The sequence below is a fragment of the Marinobacterium iners genome (genome assembly GCF_017310015.1).
In the GTDB taxonomy this organism is placed as follows: Bacteria; Pseudomonadota; Gammaproteobacteria; order Pseudomonadales; family Balneatricaceae; genus Marinobacterium; species Marinobacterium iners.
The window spans coordinates 740,643-762,089 of sequence record NZ_CP022297.1; the positions used below are offsets into that span (position 1 = coordinate 740,643).

Annotated in this window: 20 protein-coding genes; 11 read left to right on the forward strand and 9 right to left on the reverse strand. The window is 56.6% G+C overall.

The window, feature by feature from the left end; translation table 11 throughout:
- Nucleotides 1-4: 4 nt before the first annotated feature.
- Nucleotides 5-1,981 (reverse strand): methyl-accepting chemotaxis protein, encoded by a 1,977-nt coding sequence (locus CFI10_RS03620; RefSeq protein WP_206839440.1) that lies wholly within the window; start codon nt 1,979-1,981, stop codon nt 5-7.
- A gap of 762 nt (nt 1,982-2,743) precedes the next feature.
- Between CFI10_RS03620 and CFI10_RS03625 the strand changes: the two genes are divergently transcribed.
- Nucleotides 2,744-2,956, forward strand: a complete 213-nt coding sequence (locus CFI10_RS03625; protein WP_091821585.1) for a cold-shock protein — start codon at nt 2,744-2,746, stop codon at nt 2,954-2,956.
- A gap of 63 nt (nt 2,957-3,019) precedes the next feature.
- Here CFI10_RS03625 and CFI10_RS03630 read toward each other — a convergent pair whose 3' ends face one another.
- Nucleotides 3,020-3,976, reverse strand: a complete 957-nt coding sequence (locus CFI10_RS03630; protein ID WP_091821582.1) for a LysR family transcriptional regulator — start codon at nt 3,974-3,976, stop codon at nt 3,020-3,022.
- A gap of 146 nt (nt 3,977-4,122) precedes the next feature.
- Between CFI10_RS03630 and CFI10_RS03635 the strand changes: the two genes are divergently transcribed.
- From CFI10_RS03635 to CFI10_RS03655, 5 genes are all read left to right on the forward strand, one after another.
- Nucleotides 4,123-5,622: a CoA-acylating methylmalonate-semialdehyde dehydrogenase gene (locus tag CFI10_RS03635; RefSeq protein WP_206839442.1), complete on the forward strand. Its 1,500-nt coding sequence runs from the start codon at nt 4,123-4,125 to the stop codon at nt 5,620-5,622.
- A gap of 79 nt (nt 5,623-5,701) precedes the next feature.
- The gene (locus CFI10_RS03640; protein WP_206839444.1) at nt 5,702-6,751 is read left to right on the forward strand and encodes a TRAP transporter substrate-binding protein; all 1,050 of its coding nucleotides are present in this window, start codon (nt 5,702-5,704) and stop codon (nt 6,749-6,751) included.
- A gap of 181 nt (nt 6,752-6,932) precedes the next feature.
- Entirely contained in the window at nt 6,933-7,973 is a 1,041-nt protein-coding gene (locus CFI10_RS03645) for a TRAP transporter substrate-binding protein (protein ID WP_206839453.1), read from the forward strand.
- Complete coding sequence (locus tag CFI10_RS03650; RefSeq protein WP_206839463.1) at nt 7,948-8,589, forward strand: TRAP transporter small permease subunit; 642 nt, start codon at nt 7,948-7,950, stop codon at nt 8,587-8,589. The genes CFI10_RS03645 and CFI10_RS03650 overlap by 26 nt, the downstream gene beginning before the upstream one ends.
- Nucleotides 8,579-9,931 (forward strand): TRAP transporter large permease, encoded by a 1,353-nt coding sequence (locus tag CFI10_RS03655; protein WP_091821564.1) that lies wholly within the window; start codon nt 8,579-8,581, stop codon nt 9,929-9,931. Before CFI10_RS03650 ends, CFI10_RS03655 begins: the two co-directional genes overlap by 11 nt.
- Nucleotides 9,932-9,964: 33 nt before the next feature.
- On the opposite strand, the gene CFI10_RS03660 is transcribed toward CFI10_RS03655, so the two are convergent.
- The 6 genes from CFI10_RS03660 to CFI10_RS03685 form a co-directional block, all read right to left on the reverse strand.
- Nucleotides 9,965-10,987 (reverse strand): CobW family GTP-binding protein, encoded by a 1,023-nt coding sequence (locus tag CFI10_RS03660; protein ID WP_206839465.1) that lies wholly within the window; start codon nt 10,985-10,987, stop codon nt 9,965-9,967.
- A 62-nt stretch (nt 10,988-11,049) separates the two neighbouring features.
- Nucleotides 11,050-11,373: a hypothetical protein gene (locus CFI10_RS03665; RefSeq protein ID WP_091821557.1), complete on the reverse strand. Its 324-nt coding sequence runs from the start codon at nt 11,371-11,373 to the stop codon at nt 11,050-11,052.
- Nucleotides 11,374-11,485: 112 nt separating this feature from the next.
- On the reverse strand, nt 11,486-12,223 hold the full coding sequence (gene nfsA, locus CFI10_RS03670) for an oxygen-insensitive NADPH nitroreductase (RefSeq protein WP_206839472.1): 738 nt from the start codon (nt 12,221-12,223) through the stop codon (nt 11,486-11,488).
- Between the two features lie 30 nt (nt 12,224-12,253).
- Nucleotides 12,254-12,838, reverse strand: a complete 585-nt coding sequence (locus CFI10_RS03675; RefSeq protein WP_206839473.1) for an alpha-ketoglutarate-dependent dioxygenase AlkB family protein — start codon at nt 12,836-12,838, stop codon at nt 12,254-12,256.
- Nucleotides 12,825-13,721, reverse strand: a complete 897-nt coding sequence (locus tag CFI10_RS03680) for a ribose-phosphate pyrophosphokinase (protein ID WP_206839488.1) — start codon at nt 13,719-13,721, stop codon at nt 12,825-12,827. Before CFI10_RS03680 ends, CFI10_RS03675 begins: the two co-directional genes overlap by 14 nt.
- Nucleotides 13,718-15,256, reverse strand: coding sequence for a thymidine phosphorylase family protein (locus tag CFI10_RS03685; protein WP_206841895.1), 1,539 nt, complete (start codon nt 15,254-15,256; stop codon nt 13,718-13,720). Before CFI10_RS03685 ends, CFI10_RS03680 begins: the two co-directional genes overlap by 4 nt.
- 172 nt (nt 15,257-15,428) lie before the next feature.
- Between CFI10_RS03685 and purU the strand changes: the two genes are divergently transcribed.
- The 4 genes from purU to CFI10_RS03705 all read left to right on the forward strand — a co-directional run bounded on the left by purU (nt 15,429) and on the right by CFI10_RS03705 (nt 18,400).
- On the forward strand, nt 15,429-16,283 hold the full coding sequence (gene purU, locus CFI10_RS03690; protein WP_091821542.1) for a formyltetrahydrofolate deformylase: 855 nt from the start codon (nt 15,429-15,431) through the stop codon (nt 16,281-16,283).
- Between the two features lie 90 nt (nt 16,284-16,373).
- On the forward strand, nt 16,374-16,787 hold the full coding sequence (locus tag CFI10_RS03695; protein ID WP_091821539.1) for a CBS domain-containing protein: 414 nt from the start codon (nt 16,374-16,376) through the stop codon (nt 16,785-16,787).
- A 22-nt stretch (nt 16,788-16,809) separates the two neighbouring features.
- Entirely contained in the window at nt 16,810-17,679 is an 870-nt protein-coding gene (locus tag CFI10_RS03700; RefSeq protein WP_206839490.1) for a DnaT-like ssDNA-binding domain-containing protein, read from the forward strand.
- A gap of 61 nt (nt 17,680-17,740) precedes the next feature.
- On the forward strand, nt 17,741-18,400 hold the full coding sequence (locus CFI10_RS03705; RefSeq protein ID WP_091821533.1) for a replication protein P: 660 nt from the start codon (nt 17,741-17,743) through the stop codon (nt 18,398-18,400).
- Between the two features lie 15 nt (nt 18,401-18,415).
- Here CFI10_RS03705 and CFI10_RS03710 read toward each other — a convergent pair whose 3' ends face one another.
- On the reverse strand, nt 18,416-19,489 hold the full coding sequence (locus tag CFI10_RS03710; protein ID WP_206841898.1) for a DUF3549 family protein: 1,074 nt from the start codon (nt 19,487-19,489) through the stop codon (nt 18,416-18,418).
- A 179-nt stretch (nt 19,490-19,668) separates the two neighbouring features.
- Between CFI10_RS03710 and CFI10_RS03715 the strand changes: the two genes are divergently transcribed.
- On the forward strand, nt 19,669-21,372 hold the full coding sequence (locus CFI10_RS03715; RefSeq protein WP_206839506.1) for a potassium/proton antiporter: 1,704 nt from the start codon (nt 19,669-19,671) through the stop codon (nt 21,370-21,372).
- Nucleotides 21,373-21,447 lie beyond the last annotated feature (75 nt).

Here is a 21,447-nt window from a genome sequence, read left to right on the forward strand (position 1 = left end):
GCCGTCAGGTTTTGAAGCGCTTGATCAGCTGGCTGAGATTCTGTGCCAGCTGCAGCTGCTGTTCGGCATGTTCGGACAGGACGCGGGCGCTTTCACTGATGGTTTCGGCGCTATTGTCGATGCCGGTAATGTTGCGGCCGATATCGCTGATGGCGGTGGACTCCTCCTCGGCCGCCGCTGCGATCTGGGTCGACATGTTGGTGATATCGCCAATGGCAATGACAATCTGATCCAGCGCCTGCTCGACCTCTTTGGCACGGCTGGTTGCAACCTCCATATCCTTCTGGTTGCTTTCAACCAGGGTATTGGCCTGTTGTGTTTCGTGCTGCAAACGACGGATTATCTCGTCAATTTCCGAGGTGGACTGTTGCGTACGTTGTGCCAGTGTACGCACTTCATCAGCGACAACTGCAAAACCTCGGCCATGCTCGCCGGCCCTGGCGGCTTCGATAGCGGCATTGAGTGCCAACAGGTTGGTCTGTTCGGAAACGTTGTTGATTACATTGGTGACATCGGAGATGCGTTGGCTGCTTTCATTGAGGCGTGTCGTCATTTCAGCCAACCGCTGGCTGTCGGAGGCAAGACTGGCAACAGCCTCGACCGCCGCCTGTACCTTGGCATGACCGTCCATCGCCAGCTGATTGGCCTGATGTGCGGCATCAGATGCACTGACCGTACTGTTGGCTACATCCTGTACTGCCGTCGAAACCTCTTCAACCGCTGCCGCCACCTGCATGGTTTCATTGCTCTGTGACCGCAGGCTCTGTTCTGCCTGCTGCACAATACTGCTGGTGCTGAGCGCTTCCTGATTCAATTGGGTGCTGGCGGTGGCGACTTCTCTGATCGCGCTGGAGAAGTTGTCCAGAGTGTGATTGAGGTAATGTGCCACCGTACCCAGCTCATCACCGGACAGAACAGCGGCGCGAGCGGTGAGATCATGCTCGTTGCGCACCCGGTCCATGGTATTGGCGAGGGCATCGACCTGACGGTGAAGGCCCCGTATGATCCATGATGAGATCAGCGCAACCAAAGCCAGAATTCCGGCCAGGGCGGAACCCGCGAGCCAGGTCTGGAACAGGGCTTGCTGGTGCTGGTTGGCAGCCGTATTGAGCAGCTCGCCGGCAATCTGGTCTTCGAAGCTCTTCATGACATTGATGCGATCGGTCGCGCGATCAAACCACTCCGTGCCGGGCACTCCGAAATTGCCGCTCGTTGCCTTGTCCATTGCCACCTTGCGTAAACGTTCTACGGCAGAAAACTCCGCAGAGCTGTCCAGCTGAGAAAAGCGGCTTCCCTGTTCTTCAGTGGCCAGTACCTTGAATTGGGCCAGGTAGGTCTCCTGCTGTGACACAAGGTTCAGAAAGCGTTCATAAAGACCGGGGGCGAAGCTGTCGCGGCCGAAAACGTTGCTGAGGACTGCACGTTCGATTCCGGCGCGCTCCTTGGCTTGCAGGTACGCATAGAAGGCTGCGGACGCACGTGAAATGGCTGCATCATCGCTGATACGTGAGGTGGTGGCGGATACGCTCAGCAGCTCGGCTATCAGATCCGTGAAATAGCCCAGGGCGCGGGAGAGTTCAATATCACGGTTGTCTGCACTTTGGCGAATAGTGCGTAACTGCCCCAGCTCTCGCTGGATTCGGACCAGGGTTGAGGTGATATCGGCATCGGAAAATGCCTGCCCTTCAAGGTAGTTTTGCCAGCGCGACATTACCTGATCGGTTTGTTGCCTCTGCTGGCGCAGAGTATTGGCAAACGCCTCGGTACCTGCCCCGAGCCAACCGCTGGTGGCGCCTCGTTCTTTCTGCAATTCATGCACGAGTGCGCTGTTATAGGTAGTAAGTTCAACCTCGAGCTCCAGCTTGTTCAGCGCCGCGGCGTCGTGATAACGATCAATCAGTGTATCGCCCAGCAGCATAGTGATGCCAAGTACGGGAAGCAGTAACAGCAGCAGTATTTTGTGGATAAAGCGGATTTTCATGGGTCGAGATCCCTTGCGGCTGTCGAGACGGCGCGACGACAAATAGCTGTTTGTTGAAGGTTAGAGCGTTGTGGGTGGATTTGCCAGCGCCAAATTGGTGCAGAATGCCCTGTAAGCAGTGACTTGAATAGGGTGATTGACAGGCTGAAAAAATTCGCAGAGGCGGCATTGTATTTGCCCTGAACTTGGGTATTATGCTGGAAAGCGTTTAAATCCGGTGCTAATGAAATAGCCGCCTGCGGGCAGCCGGACAGCCGATATGACATCGGCCCGGAGTTTGAGTTACTTGATACGACAGCCACACAGCGGCATGACTGCCGCCCGCAAAACAGACGCCATAACCCTCTTTCCCGGTTTTGGTGTCTACCGTCCTCTCTTCAGCCGCTTCTCGGCCAGTGTGAAGAACGTACCTTCTGTTGTCAGTCCTTTTGCCTCTTTTTTTTCATGTTGTGTTGTACTCACCTTGCTACAGTCTGTAGCGAGGATAAGTGCGTCATGGAATTGCAAAGACTGCACATCAGACTGGTTGATGACGGACAGCGAGGCTGTCTCAGTGTTACCTGAGTGTGCCAATACCAGGGAAGATTTCTGCATTCGGGCATGATACCCGAAGGCTGAAAGAGGCCGGATACCAGCAGGTTCCGGTATCAAGGGGTTCGAACGGTGTGTCGAACCTTTAGCGACTGGATCGCACTTTAGTGCATCCAACCATAAGAAAAGCCGGCCAATGGCTGGTGTACATGTAAAAGAAAGAGGCAAAAAATGTCACAGCTCGTAACTGGTACCGTCAAGTGGTTCAACGATGAAAAAGGCTTCGGCTTTATCCAGCAGGAAAACGGCCCGGACGTATTCGTTCACTTCCGTGCCATCAACGGTACTGGTCGTCGTTCTCTGCAGGAAAACCAGACTGTAACTTTCGAAGTTACTCAGGGCCAGAAAGGCCCGCAGGCTGAAAACGTCACTGTTGTTGCCTGAGCATCGACAGTCCGGATTCCAACAGCGGGCGTCATGCCCGCTGTTCTGTTTATACCCCGCGATTTACGTTTGCTGCACCAAAGGTACTGAAAGCGGCAGCTGCAGACCTGTGTCGCTCTCTCCCATCAGCCAAGGCTGATTGAGCTCAATCGCATCCTTTAAAAATTGCCACAACAAGCGTACCCGCAACAGCTGGCGCTGTTCCGCACGGGCGGCTATCCAGAACTCACGGCAAATGTCGATCTCAGACCTCAATAAGGGCTCCAGTCGAGGGTCCTGCTCCGCCATGAAGCAGGGCAGCACAGCCAGTCCACTGCCGGCCAACACGGCATGCAGCTGGGTGACAATGCTGGTGCTGCGTTGTGCAAAGCGGGGCAATGTCGGTAATCCCTGCAGCAGAGGATCGAGATAGCACAGTTGATCACTGAAGATCAGATCGTCCACATAGCCGATCAGATCAAAGTCTGACAGCGCATCAACTCCGGCCGGGCGCCCCCTGCGATCCAGATACCCCTGCTCACCATAAAGCTGCAGCCTGTAGTGGCACAGCCGCGAAACCACCATCTCGGCATTTCGTGGACGGTCGATTGTAATGGCCAGATCCGCTTCATGCCGCCCCAGGTTGACCGCACGGGGAAGGGCAAGCAGCTCAACCGTCAACTCCGGATAGCGGCGCTGGAATGCACTCAAAAGCGGCGTGATAACGTAGGTGCCAAAGCCTTCGGTTACACCGAGTCGGATCTGGCCGCTGACCTGAAGGTTCTGGTCACTGATACTCTCGCTTGCCCCTGTGACCTGGCGAGCCATCTCTTCTGCAAACAGCAGCAGTTGCTCACCGGCGGCGGTTAACCTGTAGCCGTGGGTGCTGCGCTCAAAAAGTTGCGTATTGAGTTCGGTTTCAAAGCGACGGATACGACGTGATACCGTGGAATGGTCTATGGTTAATCGGCGGGCTGCATCGGTCAGCCGATCGGCACGGGCCACTTCTAGAAAGATCTGGATGTCCTGCCAATTGAGCATATGGAATCTTCCTTGTGCATTTTTGCACAACCAATGTGCTTGGATGGCCGTTGTCTGTCAACTGGATGCGCCGCTAGACTCGAAAGCAGCTGCAGACACTGTTCTGTTTTGCCTGAGTACACAAAAAATATAAGGAGATCAGGTAGATGTCGGTTCGAGAAATTCCGCTTTTCATTAATGGTCAACCGGTCCGTTCACAGAGCCCAGAGTGGCGCGATGTCATCAACCCGGCCACGCAGGAGGTGGTCGCCCGAGTTCCTTTTGCCACGGTGGATGAAGTTAATCGTGCGGTAGCTTCAGCCAAGGAGGCGTTCAAAAGCTGGCGCAAGGTGTCGCTGGCTCAGCGCATGCGCATCATGCTGAAATTTCAGGCACTGGTGCGTGAACATACGCCAGAGCTTGCTGCCTTGATTACCGAAGAGCATGGCAAGACGTTGCCTGACGCCGAAGGTGAAGTGGGGCGTGGTCTTGAAGTTATAGAGCATGCCTGTTCCATCACCTCACTGCAGTTGGGGGAGATCGCCGAGAATGCCGCCGGAGGCGTGAATGTCTATTCGCTGCAGCAACCGATCGGTGTGGGAGCTGGCATTACGGCGTTTAACTTCCCTGTGATGTTGCCTTGCTTCATGTTCCCGCTGGCCATCGCCACAGGCAATACCTTCATTCTCAAACCGTCCGAACAGGACCCGACGTCGACCATGCGTCTGGTTGAGCTGGCGCATGAGGCTGGGATACCAGCTGGCGTATTGAATGTGGTGCACGGTGGTGCCGATGTTGCCAACCAGATCTGTGACCATCCTGATATCAAGGCGCTTTCGTTTATCGGCTCCACTCATGTGGGTACTCATATCTACAACCGTGCCGGTGCGGCCGGCAAGCGTGTGCAGTCCATGATGGGAGCCAAGAACCACTGTGTGATCATGCCGGATGCCAACCGCAGCCAGGCGATCAACAACGTGATCGGTTCCTGCTTCGGTGCGGCAGGGCAACGCTGCATGGCCAACTCGGTTGTAGTGCTGGTCGGGGAAGCGAAGGAGTGGCTGCCCGAGATGATCGAGCGCTCCAAAGAGATGAAAGTGGGGCCCGGCACCCAGCGTGATGCCGACCTGGGGCCATTGGTATCGCCACAGGCGCGGGACCGCGTGGTTAGCCTCATCGACGCGGGAGTGGCTGAAGGTGCAACTCTGGCACTGGATGGTCGTAACATCAGTGTGGACGGTTATCCTGAAGGCAACTTTGTTGGGCCGACCATTTTCACCGATGTGAAGCCCGAAATGCGCATCTACAGTGAAGAGATCTTCGGGCCGGTGATGTGTGTTGTATGCGTTGACACTCTGGATGATGCCATTGAGTTCATCAATGCCAACCCCAACGGCAACGGCACCTCCATCTTCACCAGTTCCGGCTGGGCGGCGCGTCGCTACGAGAACGATATCGACGTCGGCCAAGTGGGCATCAATGTGCCGATTCCGGTTCCAGTGGCCTTCTTCAGTTTTACCGGCTCAAGAGCATCCAAGCTGGGGGATCTTGGCCCCAACGGCAAGCAAGCGATTCAATTCTGGACGCAGACCAAAACCGTGACTTCTCGCTGGTTTGAACCTGACAGCGAATCGCTTGGGGTCAATACTACAATTTCCATGAAGTAACTGGAGTCGCTCCGGTTTTTCACCGGAGCGATACATTCAGGTTTCAACCCACGTAATAACAACAACAGGAAGTGAAATCATGAGTCAGTACTCTCGCATGACAACCGCCATCGGCGCTGGTGTGGCAGCACTTGCGCTTTCAACCACTTTGCAGGCGGCAGGCCCCGCCAAACTGGACGTGGCGAACACCTTCAACACCAATATTTTCATCGGGGAAGGTGCAGTTCGTTTTGCCAAGGAGCTGGAAACGGTAACCGACGGCAAGGTACAGCTGAAGGTCCACAACCCTGGCGATCTGGTACCCGCGTTTGAAGTGTTCAACGCCGTATCTTCGGGTGCAATCCCCGCAGGCTGGGACTGGATCGGCTACTGGGCCGGTACGGTACCGGTGACAAATCTCTACGGTGCGTTGCCATTTGGCCCAAGCCCGGAAGCCTTCATGTCATGGATGTGGGCCGGCGAGGGCACCGAGATTCTGCAAAGTGCCTATGATCAGTACAACGTAAAAGTGCTGCCCTGCTTCATTTCACCGCAGGAAACCGGTGGCTGGTACAACAAGGAAATCAACGATATCAAGGATTTCGATGGTCTGCGTATCCGTATTTCCGGGTTGGGTGCCAAGGTGTTGAACAAATACGGTGCATCCACTCAGCTGATTCCGGGCGGTGAAATCTACCTCGCCCTCGAGCGTGGTCGTATTGATGCCTCCGAGTTTTCGGTACCTCAGGTCGATCAGTTGATGGGCTTTGAAGAGATTACCAAGTACTACTACTTCCCGGGTTGGCATCAGTCGGCCAGCTGGTTCTCCTTCATTATCAACAAGGATGTCTGGAATCAGTACGACGAGAAGACCAAGGCACAGTTTGAAACCGCGTGTCGCGCCACCCTGCAATGGGCCATGGCAGAAGCGCCGGCTGAGCAGATCCGTACCATTCGCAAGCTTGAAGAGAAGGGAATTGAAGTAAAACGTTTCCCGGATCCGGTGCTGGCCGAGTTGCGCAAGGGATGGGATGAAGTCCGCGAAGAAGAGATGAAAAACAATCCGTTGTTCAAGAAAGCCTATGAGTCGTTGATGGAGCATAGCAAGCTGGTTGATGAGTGGTACGAGCTGCAGGCCATACCGCGCTGATCGGCTATCGACACGGGCCCGCCTTCGTGGCGGACCCGTGTCAGTACCTGACAGCCATTCGAACTCTGCACGTCAGCCTATGCCGGCGTGCAGTAGAGGGACAGTCGTTGCGGATAATGGATATCGTCTTATTGATGAGTGTCATAGTTTGGTCTGACACCCACTGATAGGACTTAACACCATGAAAAATAAAACTAAATCTCTTGCGGTAGGCGTTTCTGTTTTAGCGATCAGCATGTCGGTGGTGGCGGAAGGTCCGTCCAGACTTGATGTGGCCAGCGGCTATTCACTTCGGAACATGTTTGGTGCCAGTGCGCAGAACGTGGCTGAGCAGGTTGAGTTGCTCAGTGGCGGCGAGCTGAAGCTGAAAGTCCATGAGCCGGGTGAGCTGGTACCTCCCTTCGAGATCCTGAACTCAGTATCCTCCGGAGCGATTCCCGCGGGCTGGAGCAGTATTGCCTATTTTGCCGGCACCTTGCCGATCGCCAACCTGTATGGCGCATTGCCTTTCAGTCCATCTGCGGAAGCCGTGTTTTCATGGACTGCAGCAGGTGAAGGGCGTGAGCTGCTGCAGAAATCAATGGATAAGTACGGTGTCAAGGTTGTGCCCTGTTCCTTCCTGCCTCAGGAACCCGGTGGCTGGTTCAACAAGGAAATCAACGGCATTGAGGATTTCAAGGGACTCTCAATGCGAATTTCAGGTCTGGGAGCCAAGGTGCTTAACAAGTATGGTGCCACAACCCAGCTGATCCCGGGCGGTGAAGTCTATCTGGCACTTGAGCGTGGTCGTGTGGACGCAGCGGAGTTTTCAATCCCGGCCGTTGACCAGTCCATGGGGCTGCACGAGATCGCCAGCAACTATTACTTCCCGGGTTGGCAGCAGGGTGCCGGCTGGCTTGCCCTCTTGATCAATCAGGGCGTGTGGGACAGCTACTCCGAGACACAACAGGCAAGGATAGAAACCGCGTGCAAGGCTAATATCCAGAAGGAGTTTGATGAGGTATTGCCGGCACAGATCAAGGCACTTCAGGAACTTAGGGATAAAGGGGTCAACGTAAAACGCTTCCCCGAGCCTGTCCTGGCGGAACTTCGCAAAGGCTGGGATGAAGTGCGGGAAGAAGAGATGCGCAACAACCCGGAATTCAAACAAGCCTATGAGTCGCTCATGCAGCACTCTGCTCTGGTAGATGAATGGTATGAACTCCAGCAGATATCAAACTGATACTCCTCTACCCGGCTGGCGCCTGCAGGGCGCCCGCTGGTGTTCAATCGTTGCCTGCCCCCTGATCGGGGTTGGGCGGTGGCTCGGTCGGATCAGCAGTTGGCTGGTGCTGGCTGTAATGGTGGCCGTGCTGACAACCGTGGTGATGAATGCCATGGGCATCAATGAACTGATGCGTTGGGATGGCAAGGTGTTTCTGCTGGGAGAGGCCGTGACCATCAACACGGTCACCGAAATGCAGTGGCACCTGTTCGGCCTGTTGACGTTGATTGGGGCCAGCTATGCCATGCATGCGGATACACACGTTCGTGTGGATATGCTGCACCATTCCATGTCCCGTACCACCCAACACTGGGTGGAGATTGTGGGGCATACCCTGATGCTGTTGCCGTTCTGCATTCTGGTGGCCTGGCTGTCACGGCATATGGTGCAGATGTCGTTTATCTCCGGTGAGCAATCCAATTATGGGGGGCTGACGGATCGATATCTGATCAAGGGTGCCTTGCCAGCCGGTCTCATGTTGCTCGCGCTGGGTGCGCTGGGGCAGATATTTGATCGTTTGGCACGGATCATGGACCCGGCACGTGATGTAGAGGAGAGCTCTGATGCTGGATGAATATGGCCTGGCCATCGCCATGATTGTGGCGCTGCTGGTGGGAATTTTCAGTGGCTACCCTGTTGCGTTTCTGCTGGGGGGGCTGGGTATTCTGTTCGCCTTCATTGGCGATATTCCGTTGCCGTTTCTGGGAACGGTTGCTTCCCGCATTTTTGGTGGCGTGATTGAGAACTGGCTATTGATTGCCATTCCGCTGTTCGTCTTTATGGGACTGATGCTGGAGCGTTCCGGGGTGGCCAAAAACCTCCTGCTGACGCTGCAGCGGCTGTTCGGTAACGTGCGTGGCGGTCTCGCTGTATCGGTGGCACTGCTCGGGGTTGTGATGGCCGCGAGCACCGGCATTATCGGAGCCTCGGTTGTGATGCTGGGGCTGCTGGCGCTGCCGGTGATGCTGAAGCAGGGCTACAAACCTGAAATGGCATACGGTGTGGTGGCGGCGTCCGGTACCCTGGGTATTCTGATCCCGCCATCGATCATGCTGGTGCTGATGGGTTCCATCATGAACATTTCAGTTGGCGACCTGTTCAAGGCCGCTCTGGTTCCCGGGCTGATGCTGGGCGGACTCTATACGCTTTACCTGTTGTCGGCTGCGTACTTTCGCCCGGATTGGGCTCCGTTGGCCCGTGAGGGAGGCGAAGCGCATTTGTCAGAAGATCAGTCCCCGCTTGGGTTGGCACTTTTGCGTGACTTGTTGGGTCCCGTTGTGCTGATCGTGGCGGTACTGGGTTCGATTATGGCGGGCATTGCGACACCGACGGAAGCCGCTGCCATTGGGGCGGCCGGCTCCATGCTGCTCGCTCTCTTCCTGCGACAGCTGAACATGAATACGCTGCGCCACGTATGTCGTTCCACCTCAAAAACCTCGGCTATGATCCTGTTCGTGGTGATTGGCGCCACCTGTTTTAGTGTGGTGTTCAAGCGCCTCGGCGGTGCAGACATGATAGAGGAGCTGATCACCGGGACAGGGCTTGGGCCGTACGGTTTGCTGTTACTGTTGATGGGACTGATCTTCCTGCTGGGTTTTTTCCTGGAATGGATCGAGATCAGTTTCGTGATTCTGCCGTTGCTGCTGCCGGTGGTCGCCGGGCTCGAATTTGAGGGGCTTAACGGTAGTGCGCTGATGGTATGGTTTGCGATCCTGGTGGCGATTAATTTGCAGACCAGCTTTTTGACGCCGCCCTTTGGCTACGCGCTGTTCTATCTCAAGGGCATCACGCGGGGGGATGTGAGTATCGGTACCATCTACCGTTCAATCATCCCGTTTGTACTGCTGCAGCTGGCCGGTCTGGCACTGTGCATTATGTTCCCGTCGATCGTGCTTTGGTTACCGGGACTGAGTTGAAACTGACAGGGCGGGCTGGTCCCGCCCTGCTGTCTATTGCAGACAAGCCAACAGGTGTTTTTCCAGCTCGGCACTGTCGATCTGACGGTCGGCGAGTATTTCGATACGTGAGTCTCGGCGCCAGGCCAGCTCACTGACTTCTGCTGCTTTATCCCCGCGATTGCGGTTGTACCCCACCCATGTATGACCGATCCCCAGTGCAGCCTTGATTCGGGTGGCCTCGCTCACACTGTCGAGAAACGTTTGGATGGCTCTGTAATCGAAGCGGTCAGCTGCCGTAAAAACCCAGCCATAACTGAAATAGCCCTCGGCCTGTCCTTGCTTGAATAATGGCTGCCGTGGCTGTGGTGACTGTTCCGGCTGTGATATTACCGGTGCCATTAGTGGACTGGCTTTCGCGGATTCGGCATGCGCCTCGGGAAACTGTGCGCTGAGCTGACCATCGTGAACCAGATCGAGCCAGGCGAGGTCCAGCTGTCCTCTATCAACCGTGAAGACTCCCTGCTTGGGTGGGAACATGTGTTGAGACAGTTCCAGTGCTTCCCGCGTCAGGTTGGATTCCGCTAGATCGGTGCGGTTCAGGACAATGACATCGGACAGGTTGAGTTGATCCAGAAACCCCGGCTGCTGCATTACCTCGGGCTGTGTCAGAACAGCAGGGTCAAGCATGCAAATGATGCTGCGCAGATCGAGTACGTCTGTAAACTGTGCGTTCTGCAAAGTATCGACGATACGGGCAGGGTGACCAAGTCCCGTGGGCTCGATCAGTAGCCGGTCCGGCCTTGCTTTGCGCAGAAGTGTTGCCAGGGTGATCGGCAGGCTTGGGCCCAGTGCGCAGCAGAGGCAACCGCCCGCCAGTTCACGCAGCTCAACGCCATCGGAGTGGGTCACCAAACTGGCGTCGACACCGATCTGGCCAAATTCGTTGATCAAAACGGCCCAGCGTTCGGAGGGAAGCTTGAGACTCAGCAGGTGATTGATGGCAGTGGTTTTGCCGCTGCCGAGAAACCCGGTGATGATGTTGGTTGGAACGGAGTGAAGTGGCTGTGCGGGCACAAGAGAATCCTGTCAGTGTTACAGGATAACAATTGTCTGCCAGCCACTCGGTCCTGACAAGCTCAGGCGCACACTTTCTCGTGTTTGCGTTTGGCGGCAAGGTAACGGGGGGTTGGGCCCACATCTTCATAAATGGGCTCGTCATCCTCCACCCGAATCACCTTTTTGCCGGGTTTGTACGGCATATGGGCTTCGATGTCGGTCAGAATCGTGTGCAGAAGGACAGGTGTCAGCTCAGTGATATCCATGCCGTACACTTCCGCCAGTGCCTGCAGACGAACCAGATCTTCCTGTTCGATCGGCAAGGTGATGGTCTGCAAACGGGAACGGCGATGGGATTCATGTTCAAGCTGCTGCAGCAGTGTGTCGATATGGTTGCCGGGCATGGTGACGCTCCTCAGGCTGAAACTCGACAGAGCCCGCCGTTTCGGTTGCGGCGGGCACCTGCGTTCAGCATAGACGAGCCAGAATCAGCCTGCACGGGCAGCAGGCAAAAAATCAGCGCTTGATAAACCCCCGGGATTGCAGGAAGGGCAACATGTGTGGCCGCGCTTCCTTTACCAGCATGCCGGAAATCTGCTCACTCCAGCTCATTTCCTTATTGCCGCCGGTACGGGTGCGATAGTACTGGCGTACCGTCTCGTCATAGTCACGGATGACAGCCTCGTCCTGACTGTCATCGTAGCGGTCCTGTTTAAGCACCACTGACAGGGGAAGGCGTGGTTTGACTTCCGGGTTCTGATCGGGTTTGCCCAGGCACAGACCAAATACCGGATAGACCAGTTCAGGCAACTCCAGCAATTCGGCCACATCCGCAATCCTGTTGCGCAGGCCGCCAATATAAACACCACCAAGCCCAAGTGACTCGGCTGCAACGATGACATTCTGTGCAAACAGGGCACAGTCCAGTGAAGCGGTCAGGAATTGCTCGGTATAACCGGACTGCATTTCGGCTTCGTGCATTGAGCAGGCCAGCTGGTGCCGCTTCATGTCAGCACAGAACACCAGAAACAGAGGGGCTTCCGCTACATAGGCCTGATTACCGGCCATCTCGGCCAGTGCATTGCGCTTCTCCCCCTGAGAAACTTGAATAACGGTGCAGGCCTGAATGAAGCTGGACGTGGCAGCCGCCTGTCCGGCCTTGATCAATGTTTCCACCGTGGCCTGATCGACAGGTTCCGAAGTGAATTTGCGGATGGAGCGGTGAGCATTGAGCAGTTCAATCGTCGGGTTCATGGCGTTTCTCCCAAAAGATGCGTGGCAGGATTATACATGGATCAGGCGAAAGGTCAGGTTGATGCGCGGTTCATGGCAGCGCCGGCTGCGTGGCAGGCAATGCTGCCAGTGGTGCTGGGTTGGGCCGGCCATCAGCAGCAGCGAACCGTGCTCCAGTATTAGAGTGTGAGTCTCGCGATGGGTATTGTGGCGCAGTCTGAAGCGGCGTTCGGCACCCAGACTGATGGATGCGATCAGCGGGTTGGGGCCTAGCTCAGGCTCGTTGTCTGCATGCCAGCCCATGGCATCCTGACCATCGCGGTAGAGGTTCAGCAGCAGGGCGTTGAACGGCTGGCCGCACAGTGATTCCAGCCGCTGTTTCAGTGGCCGCAGAGCGGGTAACCAGTCGCTGCCGGCCAGACGCAGCCCCGAATAGGTGTAATAAAGCCCGGGATCAGACTGAAATGCCTGCAGGCGCGGAATCAGATGTTCGCGGCCAAACAGCCGGATCCTATCCTGGCGCCAGTTCACCCGCTGCTGCAGCAGTTGCAGCAGAAAATCAGCTTCCTTGCGCTCAAGGAAGCACGGGCGGTAGCGCAACTCGGCGTTCGGCAGTGACAGTTCAGTCAGTGTCACGTTGTTGCATCAGCTCGCGCACCGCCTCGGCGATGGGGGGGGCGATATCGATCTGGTTGCTCAGGTGCGGGATGCAGGCGGTCGTGACCACATCGGCAACCTGAGTCAGGCGTGTATAGGCGTCGCCGGCAAAGATGCCGTGTACGCCGATGATGGTCGCTCTGGGCAGGCCGGCAGACTGCAGGTGGCTCAGGGTTTCCAGCATGGTACGACCGCTGGAGATGATGTCATCCACCAGTACCGGAGTGCATTGCTGCCCCTGTTCAAGATCCGGCAGCGAGATGCTGACATCATAGTCACCACGGCGCTCCTTCTGCAGAATCTGGAACGGTACTCCGGCAAGACCGGCTACATGGGATACCCACTGTTCGCTTTCACTGTCGGGACCGATAAGCAAAGGGTCGCGGATATGCTGACCGATCCAGTGTGCAATCAATGGGGCGGCCTGAACCACGCGGGATGGGATGGTATAGATCTCGTCCAATGAGTGATAGCGGTGCAGGTGCGGATCCACGGTCACCAGATAATCGAAGGCCTCTGACAGCAATCGGGCAAAGGGGCGGGAGCTGACACACTCGCCCGGTTTGAAGCGCTTGTCCTGTCGCATATAGGCCAGATAGGGGGTGACCAGACCTACCTCGGACGCCCCCATCTCGCGCAGCGTATCCGCCAGGAACAGCAGTCGCAGCAGCCGCTCGTCAGGGTGAAACAGGTTGCAGAGGATGACACACCGGCGTCCCTTGCATTCGGTGTGTACCCGCAGATAGCTTTCGCCGTCGGGGAAGCGGCGTTGTTCCAGTACCCCCGCCTGCGCATCCAGCAGTCGAGCCAGTTGTGATGCCAGTGCCGGGTCGGAATCAGGATTGAACAGCAGAATACTCATGCGCAGGCTTCCTCGCTTGAATCGGTCAGTTCGATCACCTCCAGATGATCATTCAGATACTCTACCGCATAGTTGAGTTCGCCGGCATTCTCGGCGTGAATCATCATCAATACATCCTGACAGGCAACCCGGTCGCCGAGTTTGGCACAGATCTCAACCCCCGCCGCCGGATCAGCCGGAGCCCCCGCGAGCTTGGCAATCTTGGCCAGAATCCGGTTGTCGATCCGGTCCACGATGCCGGCACGGTCAGCCACCATTGCATAGCGGTAGGGCGCCACAGGTGGCACCTTGAGTCCACCCTGGGCGAGACAGATGGCGCGAAACTTGTCCCATGCGCTGCCGTTATCGAGGGTTTCTTCGGCCAGGACAACGCCCTCTTCAACGCTGATGCCCTTGACCATTGCCAGCATGGCACCGGCGACGCTGATGGCTCGTTCACGTAAATCCAGCGGGGCGTCGGCATGATTTTGCATCACTGCCAGCAGGTCATGTGCTTCAAGGGCCGGGCCAATGCCTCTGCCCACCGGTTGGGAGCCATCGGTAAAGAGGATTTTGAGTGTCAGGCCCAGATTCTCGGCAACGGCCTGAAAGCTTTCTGCCAGCCGTTCGCCGGCTTCCTGGCTGCGCACCTTGGCGGTAGGGCCAACCGGAATGTCGATCAGTACATGAGTAGCACCAGCTGCAATCTTTTTCGACAGTACAGACGCAATCAGCTGCCCCTCGCTATCGATATCCAGTGCTCGCTCGACCTGGATCAGCATATCATCGGCCGGGCTCAGTCGCATGGAGCCGCCCCAGGCCAGACAGCCACCTTCAGCCCCGACTACTTGACGCATCTGCTCCAGTGTCAGGCTCACTTCGGTCAGTGTTTCCATGGTGTCGGCAGTACCGGCCGGAGAGGTGATGGCACGGGATGAGGTTTTGGGTACTGTCAGGCCGCAAGCGGTCAAAATGGATACCACGATCGGGGTGGTACGATTGCCGGGCAGACCGCCCACACAATGCTTGTCGACCACCATGGGGAGCTTCCAGTCTACAGTGCTGCCTGACTTGACCATTGCCTGAGTCAGGGAAGTTATCTCGTTGTCATTAAGGCTGTCATCACCACAGGCGGTAATAAAGGCCGCCAGGTGCACATCGGCATAACGGCCATCCACAATATCATTGATAATGCTCTGGAACTGCAGATCGGTCAGCTCATGACCATATACTTTGGCACGGACATAGGATAGCGACTGCACCGGCTTGGGGTGTGACAGCCAGATGGGATCGTTATGCTCCAGTCTCAGACGCAGCCAGGCTGATTCTGAGAAGCCGACCTCCTCTTCACTGAGCAGATCGCTGGTGATGATATTGAGTGAGGCAATCAGGTGCTGGTTCTGATGGGTCGTTACCAGCACGCGTGACAGGCTTTCAAACCCTTCAGAACGGCAGACATGACTCTGGGCCGGCAGGTAAAGGGTGGGCTCGTGGTGTGTATCTATTCCGAGCCGGCGGGCCTTGAGAGGCGCCATGCGCTCAGGGGTCAGCATCATCATTATTGCGGATCTCCGATCGGTTACAGCCTTTGGCTCAGTGTAACCCAACAGCGGCAATTGCGGATATTCAGCTTTCCATCTCGCATCGGGTCGAGGTGCTGTCGAGAGAAGGGCGCTGCTGTTAGAATGTTCGATTCGACTTTGGATCTATCAGGATTAGAGCACATCTATGGAACGCCGTTACCGTTTGGTTCTTTCCTGCCCGGATCGGGTGGGTATTGTTGCGATGGTCAGTAATTTCATCTCCAGCCATGGTGGCTCCATTGCAGACGCCAACCAGCATTCCGACCCGGTGACTGGTCGCTTTTTCATGCGGGTTGAGATCAGTGCGGCCACATTGCCGTTCACGCTTGCGCAGCTGCAGGAGGCATTCGCACCGATTGCTGCTTCTTTTCAGATGGACTGGGAGATCAATGACTCTTCTCGCCCCAAGCGTGTTGTACTGATGGCCAGCCGCGAGTCTCACTGTCTGGCTGATCTGCTGTATCGCTTCCACAGCAAGGAGCTGTTCTGCGATATTCCCTGCGTGATCTCCAACCACGACGACCTGCGCAGTATGGTGGAGTGGCACGGTATTCCTTACCACCATGTACCGGTCGACCCGGCTGACAAGTCTCCGCACTTCGCCGAAGTAAACCGCTTGATCAATGACTACGAAGCCGATGTCGTGGTGCTGGCGCGCTACATGCAAATCCTGCCGCCGGACCTGTGCGACCGCTACCCACACCGTATTATCAATATCCACCACAGCTTCCTGCCTTCATTTGCCGGTGCCAAGCCCTATCATCAGGCCCATGACCGGGGGGTGAAGCTGATAGGTGCCACCTGTCATTATGTGACCGAGGATCTGGATGCGGGCCCGATCATTGATCAGGACGTGACCCGAATCAGCCATCGAGACCTGCCTGAAGATATGGTGCGGCTTGGACGTGATGTCGAAAAGACGGTGCTGGCACGGGGGCTGCGATGGCACCTGGAAGATCGGGTGCTGGTCCATGGTAACAAGACGGTTGTGTTTTCCTGAACCCATGGTGGCTGGTCGGGGTCTGAACTAGTATTAACGCAAGGGCAGGCTGCCGCGCGCTACCTGGTAAGTCTACAAAAGGAGCTTCACATGCTCAGATCAGTTAAAGCACAGGATTACATGGCCACTCGCCTGATTTCATTCGGGCCGGAGACTCATCTGTTCGATGCTATCCGTGCGATGCAGGAATATGGTATCTCTGGTGCACCCGTAGTGGATGTGGATGGTTGTCTGGTCGGCATGCTGTCAGAGCTGGATTGCCTCAAGGCAATTCTGAGCCAAACCTACCATGAGGAAGAGATGGGCAGTGGTGGCCATGTGGCAGACTACATGACCCGCAACGTTGATACGGTCTCCCATGATGCCGACCTGACCGCTGTAGCGCATCAGTTTATTACGCACGGGCGGCGGCGTCTGCCGGTGGTTAAGGCCGGCAAGCTGGTTGGCCAGATCAGCCGTCGTGATGTACTGCGTGCCGTGGAAGAATTTGCCAAGGACGGTTGAGTGAAATCAAGAGACATCAACCATGAGTGATTGGCTGCCGGAAGCGCCACTGCTGTTTTATCCCTCTTTGGCGCATCGCCTGGGCAGTGATGAGGCATTGCTGCTTTATATTTATACCGACTATGGTCGCCTGGCGGGCATGAAAGCGGATGATGGCTGTGTGGAGTGCATACTGCCTCACAGCCGCTGGCTGCAGCTCGCCGGTTTCTGGAGCGAAGAGCGGCTGCGCACAGCCACTGAAAGCCTGGAGCGGCAAGGATGTTTGCAGGCTAATCTTAGTCAGGGAGGCAGTGTCCGGCTGCGGTTGCTGCCGCTGCCGCAGCAGGTAAGTGAACCTGCGCCCGAGGCTCATGCAGACAGTCGCCCGCCCTCTCAGCCCGCCGTACAGCAGTTGCCGGTATATGACGCTCCGCCGCCAAGACCTGCGCGGCGCGAGACCATGATGCAGCGCAAGGGGCCTGCTCCCACCTTTGGTGGCAGCATAGGCTGGCGCCGTCACAAAGATGAGCTGCAGGCGATCTTTGAACAGGCGGAAGAACGCAACCAGCAGCTGCAGTCGATGTTTCTGGGCTGGGAGCCTTCTGACATGTTTCACGCCATGCTGCCGCGTCACTCGATTCCTGCGGAATTCGCAAGCGGTTGCCTGGACGAGTTCGTTTTGTATTGGCTCGACAAGGATCGCAAGGAAAGCAACTGGGATCAGAAGTTTCTGGCCTGGGTGAAACGCGAGTGGGTCAAGAAGCAGACGCGGGATGCACGGGAGCAGCGCTATGAACAGGAACGCCAGTCAGTCGTAACAGGGGGCAGTGATGAAAACACCCGCCGGGATTCTCGGGAAAAGCGCAAACGGATTACCGCAGCCATCATGGACATCAAGGACACCGACTGGTAGCGACGCACGCGAGCAGGCTCAGGCCCAGCCGATCAGTTCCGAGACCAAAACGCTGGTGAACATGATTTTCGCCCGTTTCATGGCGATCTATGGGCACAAATTCAAAAGCTGTTTTGAAACCGAGGACGAGCTGCGTATCGCCAAGCGCGAGTGGGCACTCAGTTTGCGCGGCTATGGCGAGTCGGAGCTGGTGGCTGCCGTCAATCGCTGCAAGGAAACCCTCGCCTGGATGCCGACCATCTCGGAGTTCCTTGCCCTGTTGCGAGAGATTAGCGGTGATCATGGCCTTCCGGGCATGCGCGATGCCTATATAGAAGCCTGCATGCACGCCGAACATCCACTTGAACATCAATGGAACCACCCGGCGGTGTATCATGCCGGCCGCGAGACCGGCTGGTTCAGGCTGCGCAGCGAAGAGGAGCGGCAGGTGCTGCCGGCTTTCAGCTACCAGTACGAGGTCATGTGCCGGCGTGTGCGCGAGGGCGAATCGCTGGAGCAACCGGTACCCCAGGCGATTGAAAACAAGCAGGCCAATACCGTTGCCGACTTTATTCAGCGTTTTACGGCCCAGCATGATCTGGAGCCGGAAGAGGGCGCTACACTGCTGTATTACCTGACCCTGCCTCGCGGCAGCAAAATTCGTCAGCGGATGCAGCAACAGTCACAACAGAAACTGGACCAGCGTTCGGCCGGGATCACCTTGCCGGATGAGGCGCACTGACTCAATCGCCTCTGTTCAATGTGTATCGGTGGGCGTGGCAAAACTCTGACCGAACATCTCCCCGATCGCCTGACTCAAGCACTCACTGCGTTCCGGGTTACGAAACGCTTGTAAAATCAGGGCCCGGTGTACCGGCATGAACATCAGTTCCGCCAGAATGCGGCTGAATCCGATTTGACCTGCCTTGCCTTCTGCCAGCCGCTCCAGAAATACCTGCAGAACTTTTGGTGCCATCAGTGCACTGTCACACCGGGTCGCGATCACGGTCACTACCTCAGGCTCCAGAGCATGTGGAGTGGCCAGCACATCCAGCACCAGGTGCTGCTTGGCCGCTTCGTCCGTAATGTTGGACAATGCCCGGCACAGAGCGGCAACGCGGTTACTGTCAGTGCCTGTCAGGGATTGCTGCAGCTGCTGTTCCAGTTCAGCCTGAAGGGCTGGGCCGGGTTTAACATGTTCCAGCAGTGGACAAAGCGTTTCCAGAACGGCCGCCGGCATTTCGGGCAGGCGATGCCTGAGGGCCTGGGCGTTGCCATCCTGATCCAGCCGCATGATGAAATCGGCCAGCCCCTGATAGGCAAGTGTCTGCCACGCATCAAGCGGCAGCTGGGCGCTGAACCAGGCTTGGGTACGTTCGTAATGGGGTGACGCCGGTGACTGCATTTCGCGGGCAGCCATAGCGTGGAAAGCAGCCATGCGGCTCTGCTCGGGAGTAAAGGAGTAGGGGTTGTCCTTCAGCGCGTCCTCATCCAGCTGGCCGTTTTTGCTATTGATCACATTCTGGATCAGGCGGTTGAGCAGGTCATCCCGTGCTGCTGGCGCGATCAACCCCTGTTCGTCCAGGGGCAAACGCAAAAACCAAACCGCATTTTCCTGTTTGCGTTTCGGATTCCAGATCAGCAGCGCCAGCCAGGCAAGATGCTGGAAAGGTGTCGGGTAGGCCAGTTGAGAGTCTTCAATACGGCGAAACTGGTCCTGACTTAATTTGCTGATTCGCCGCCCCATATCAAATACCCGAAGGGCAGCACCGCTGGTACGCAGTAGTTCGGTGATTGAGTCGGGCAGAGCAGTTTCAGTATTGGCAGGCATAGTGTTCACACGGCTTGCTGTTGGTCGGGCAGCCATTTTATCAGCTGAGGCGCACAAATGCAGATCAGCCAAGGGCCTGTCCTGTATGTGGAAACAAAGCATGTTGCACCAGCCAGCGTTTGTTAAGTCACGCTTGTGATAAAATTCCGACTTAATATGGATAAAGGCTATTCCGTACGATGATCCTCACGCTTCTGTTTGCCAGCGCGATGCTGCTGATCAGCATCCTCCTGAGTCCGCTTTCCAACCGTATCGGCATGCCGGTGCTGTTACTGTTTTTGGGTGTTGGGCTGCTGGCCGGTCAGACTCAGATGGGGCAAAACCTGTCGGCGGATGTGGAAAGCACGTTTTTTGTCGGCCACCTGGCGCTGGCGATCATTTTGCTGGATGGTGGCATGCGTACCCGTATCGAGACGTTCCGGGTCGGGCTACGGCCTGCTTTGGCGCTGGCGACCTTCGGGGTTGTTATCACGGCCGCCGTGACTGGTCTGGCAGCCTGGTGGATTCTCGAGTTGCCACTGCTGCATGCGTTGCTGATCGGCACCATCATCTCTTCAACCGATGCTGCCGCTGTATTTGCGTTGCTGCAGAATCACGGCCTGCGTCTGAACCAGCGTGTCAGTGCAACCCTTGAGATCGAGTCGGGCAGCAACGATCCGATGGCGATCTTCCTGACAATCATTCTGCTGGAACTGATTACGCGAGATACACCTCCCGGGGTGGCTGAAGCGGCGCTATTACTGGGCAAACAGCTGGCGCTGGGGGCGCTGGGTGGCCTGGCCGGCGGTTGGGCCATGGCGCGGCTGCTGCCGCGGCTGGATCTGCAGCCGGCCTTTTATCCGTTGCTGGTAACAGCCGCGGGTCTGACTGTTTTTTCCGTGGTTTACCTGCTCGATGGCAGTGGTTTTCTTGCCATTTACCTGATGGGGATTCTGATCGGCAACCGTGGGCTGCGCAAACTGGACGATATCCTGCAGGTGCATGATGGTCTGGCGTGGCTGGCCCAGCTGAGCCTGTTTTTGATGCTGGGACTGCTGTTGTCCCCTCATGACAAGCTTGCCTTTGTGCCGGAAGGCATTGCGTTGGGTGCCGTGCTGATCCTGCTGGCCAGGCCTCTATCGATCGCACTGACGCTCTGGCCGTTCGGCTTTCGCTGGCGTGAGCAGCTGTTCATCGCCTGGGTGGGTCTGCGTGGGGCCGTGCCAATTGTACTGGCGCTGTTTCCGTTAATGGCGGGTCTGGATAATGCGGCGCTGTTCCCCACCATCGCCTTTATTGTGGTGATCATGTCGCTGCTGCTGCAGGGGACAACGCTGGCACGGGTAGCACGCTGGTTGAAACTTGAACTGCCAGCCGAGCCTGAAGCGATGCGCCGCCTGAGTCTTGAGTGGTCCGTGGAACAGAATCATCGAGTTTGGGTATTTGAACTTGATGGTGAACACTGGACTCCGGCCAGAACCCTGCAAGGGGTTAAGCTGCCGGGCAATATTGTGATCAGTGCAGTGCTGCGCGGCAGGGAGCTTCTGCCCTGGACGTCTGAACTCAAACTGCAGTCTGGTGACCGGCTAGCGGTGATTGGTAATGATGAAGCGGAAAAACCACTGGCGCGTTTGTTCAGCTCTGTCGAATCAATCCCTGCGTTGAAGGAGCGCACTTTCTTCGGCGCCTTTGAGCTCAACGCCAACATCGAACTGGCGGCACTGGCACAGAACTTCGGTGTGGCTGTGCCCCCGGATCAGGCGGAGCAACAACTGTCTGAATATATTCGTGAACGCCTGCATACGGCTCCGGTAGTGGGCGACCGGGTGCCCCTGGGGGCCATTGAGCTGGTGGTCAAGGCGGTTGAGGCGGGTCAGGTTACGCGGGTGGGCCTGAAGTTCTGATCCTGATCGCTGACACCTTTGACCTGACATGGTTTAATGCCATCCCGCGCACAGAGTCACATAAGGAGAGTACCG